This is a genomic window from Phyllobacterium sp. (assembly GCF_037994405.1).
GTDB lineage: Bacteria > Pseudomonadota > Alphaproteobacteria > Rhizobiales > Rhizobiaceae > Phyllobacterium.
In genome coordinates this window covers 1-3,835 of the sequence record NZ_JBBNAN010000328.1, presented here as the reverse complement: position 1 = coordinate 3,835, position 3,835 = coordinate 1, and the positions used below count along the sequence as shown (strand labels likewise).

3 protein-coding genes are annotated in these 3,835 nt (G+C 53.6%); all 3 read right to left on the bottom strand.

Features of this window, described 5'->3' with window-relative positions; all coding sequences use genetic code 11:
• On the bottom strand, positions 1–417 hold a 417-nt coding region (locus AAAC48_RS18205; protein ID WP_340655538.1), incomplete at its 3' end, for a metallophosphoesterase.
• Positions 418–730: 313 nt separating this feature from the next.
• Complete coding sequence (locus AAAC48_RS18200) at positions 731–2,773, bottom strand: acyltransferase family protein (protein ID WP_340655537.1); 2,043 nt, start codon at positions 2,771–2,773, stop codon at positions 731–733.
• A 233-nt stretch (positions 2,774–3,006) separates the two neighbouring features.
• Positions 3,007–3,835: TylF/MycF/NovP-related O-methyltransferase (locus AAAC48_RS18195; protein WP_340655536.1), on the bottom strand; the 829-nt coding region annotated here is incomplete at its 5' end.

Genomic DNA, 3,835 nt, shown 5'->3' with positions numbered 1-3,835 from the left:
CCACCATTCAGATAAAGAAAGTCGCTTTTCCAGATAATCGAGCATCGCCATATCATGATTGCCAGTCAGGCAGATGCGCTGGAAGCCGGGATCAGGCCGGTGGATCAGATGTTCAATAACCTGCGCGGAGGCCGGCCCGCGATCGACATAGTCTCCAAGCATAATGAGGAGCTTTTTTCCGGGCAACTGCGCGGCATCCTCCGTAATCATGTGTTCCAGCGTTATCAACTGGTCGTAGCAGCCATGCACATCTCCGATTATGTAGACCGCGATCTGCGAGATATCGATTGAAAGACGGCTCCTTGCGACCCGCGCGGGGGGCCTGCCGAACCTTAACAATCGAAGAAGTCTCTGCAATGCCGGTTCCCCGCTCATTAGCCAGGTGCTACGACACGTATAAACGAGTGTGATGTCCAAGCTAGATTTGTCATCTTAACCGATTCGAAGAATATGACGCTGAAAACAATGACTTATAACGAATAGACCCATTCAGATGCAATGCCTCTGAGCCGGAGATGGCTTCTCGCGACACGTGACCGAAGGCAGTCTCGCGGTCGATTTCTTATCATGAAGTCCGGCTTTCTTATGACCTGCAGTTACCGAGGTCTGGCGAATTTGGCCTGAGGATCAACGGCTTTGAGATGGGCATGCTTTGGGCAGCAAGCGGGCATCGTGCGCTGACACGAGATGTGCCCGTGGCTTTCGGCCAGGAAGGCCCTGTTACGGAAACTCACTGCAGCCTGATAGCGAAGGCGCCTTCAGGTATTGTCTCGCTGACAGGTTGAGCTCTCACAGCACGGGCAACCGTCTCTTTGAAGATCGCGCGTTCAAGTGGTGCAGCGAGAGATTCCGCGTAGGGCGTAGCGATGTGATGACGATCACGGAAGGTCAACTTGCCGTTGACCATGGCATGACAAACCGTATGGCTGCAGAAGAAATTGGTCATATCGACATATCTTGCGTTCTTGATGCTAGAAATGATGCCCTTTTCGGTTTGGGCATCATCGTCGTCGGCAGCTGCAGCCCGGGGCGTGTCGCAGATCGACGGGTCTCTCCCTTGCCAGAGCGCGCGCGCCACACACTTGTCCAGATAAGAGGTATGAGTGGGAACATCGCGAAGGAAAACGACGTTGATGCCGGCATTGCTGAGCGCCTGGACTGTTGATCTTATGCCTTGCGCCCACTCCACCTTGCGCGCCGAAAACTCGGACGGATCGCCGATTTCTTCTGTCAGATGGCTTATGGAGAGCTGTGAGATAATTACCATCTGTGGTTTCATGGCGATAATTTCTTTGACCGCAAGCTCCCTCCAGTCATCGCACTCGGTATAATCCCTTCTCAGTTTTGAATCCCGTGTTGTTATCCGCGTCGCTCGGCACGATGATTTCAAGTAGGTCACTAGCCGGATATTATCCTTTTTTGCGATATCAATCAGCGGTGTCGACCAGTGATCGGCATGCGAGTCGCCGAACAGAACGACAGTTTCGTTTGAAGATGGCGAGCCGAATACGCACGGTTTTGGCTTGACCGTTTCAAGATCCAGCACGCAACTTTCATCCTTTGCGCGCACTGCGGAGGGGAGTTCAGCAGTTTCAACAATCATTTCTTGCTGCGGACTGAGATTGTGTTTTGCGAGTGTGGCGCTCGCATACGCGACCGTAACGCCTGTCATTGTGAGCAGTGCAGCGAAGGCGAGGGAACGGCGTGTGCCGGCAATCAGCCAGGTATTCCTGCGTATCGGGTTCTCAACGAATTGATAACTGAAAAGAGACAATGCAAAGGTCACCACCAGGAGCAGGAGGCGCTGAACACTTGTCAATTCGGGCATCAGCATCATTGCGTAGACAATCACTGGCCAGTGCCACAAATAGAGCGAATAGGACAACTTTCCCGCCCATTGCATGGGTCTTACTGCGAGAATGGCCTTGGGCCCGCGGAGACTTTGGTGCACGCCACTAAGGAGCACCATGACAGTTCCCATCGCTGGGACCAGTGCAATAAAGCCTGGAAAGGGAGACTGCTCGGATACGCTTACATAGGTTACAGCGATCAATCCCAGTCCGAGCCAGCCCATCACCGGCGAATATGGAAAGCGCTTCGCCCATGTGTCCACTAGCGCCATCGACGCGAGGCCTCCCAGGGCAAATTCCCACGCCCGGAACGGTGAAAAATAGAATGCCCAAGGTTGTGAAACGGCTGTCAGCCAGGCGCAGAGGCCAAACGAAATGGCGGCTACGGTCGCCATCAGCAAAAAAACACCATGCCTGCCCGGGCGCATCCGCGTAAATAACAAGAGAAGCGCGGGCCAGGCTAGATAGAACTGTTCCTCGACTGACAGCGACCAGAAATGAATGAACGGGTTATTCGCAGCATCGACGGCGAAATAATCAAGAGACCAACGGATAAGCCACAAGTTGATTATATAGGTCGAAGCGAACAGCGCTCCCTTGGAATAAAGCTGCTGTTCGGATGGCGCGAGAACAAAATAGCCTACCAGAAGAGTCGTCAGAATTACGAAAAGCGATGCAGGAAGCAGACGGCGTGCACGCCGTGCGTAGAAGATCCACAGATTGACCGTGCCGTGCTTGGCTATTTCCTGCTGAAGGTGCTTGGTAATGAGGTAGCCGGATATCACAAAAAAGATATCCACGCCGACGAAGCCACCTGGCAAGCCGGTGTAACCGAAATGGAAGGCAATCACTCCAGAAACTGCCAGGGCACGCAGCCCTTCGATATCAGGGCGAAACGATTTTGATGCGGTGACGGTAGTCATGGGCTTGTCGAGCTCCCAATCTCGGGAATTCTTCTAAGGGCAGCATAGGGGAATTTTGGTGCATCGCAACCTTTTTTGGTGCGGCGCAACATCCACTGCCAGCTTAAAAAGGAGCCTCGTGCTATCCTCATCGGTTCACAAGTGCCCATATGAGGGGTTGGCGGATCCACACGAACCCATTGATGTAGCATTGGATTTTATTGGCGGGAGCCAAGCCGTCCTACGTATATTGGTCAGGTGTTCACTCCTGTTCGGCGGAGGATGACGTTTTCTCCATCTTCAAAACTGAAATCTGACCGCACTCGCAAGAATTCGTCCGTTGCAATGCGGCATCCGCCGTAATCATGATAGTCATCGATCAAGATGACGCCATGCTGGCTCAGCCGGTCAGCCACCTTGTTCAGGCAGTACATGACAGGATCGTACCAATCGCAGTCAATATGGGCAAAGGCGATCTGTCCCACCTTGGTGTTCGGCAGCGTATCCTCGAACAAACCTTTGTGCAGACCGATGGTCGAATCGTCGACGTCTAGGCCATATTTTGTGAACGCGCGACACACATCGTCGTAAAGATTGTCACGATATCCGTAATACTGATCGCCGCCGAGCCCGGTGGATTTTCCGCTCACGATCTTCTGATAACGGTCCTTCGATTTCACGTCGTCCTTATCCGAGGTCGGAGGAGGAATCATTCCAAAAACGTCGAAGCCGTGAAAGCTCCGACCATTGCGTTTTGCCGCCTTTGCCAGGACGATCGCGCTTCCGCCGAGGGCAACTCCGAACTCCGCCACGTCACCGGGCACCTGACGCTGCATGACTTCGCTTAGTGCGGCCTCGAGGCGCCTCAGTTTCCGTGGTGACAGGTAAGTAAGGTGCTCGCGCCGAAATTCCGGCATTATCCCCAAGGCGTCATCAATGCGCACGGCGATATCATAGGTCATGGGACGCCGCCCGGCGATGATAGCGTCAACCGTCGCTCCTGGAATTTCCGCCAGCTGTGCAAATTCCTCAGCTGACACGCCGCGGACTTCGATACTTTCAAGCAGATGCTCACCTGGATGA

Bases quoted from the DNA above. Each gene is read 5' to 3' on its own strand.
- AAAC48_RS18200 (WP_340655537.1), bottom strand. From the start codon at position 2,773: ATGACTACCGTCACCGCATCAAAATCGTTTCGCCCTGATATCGAAGGG.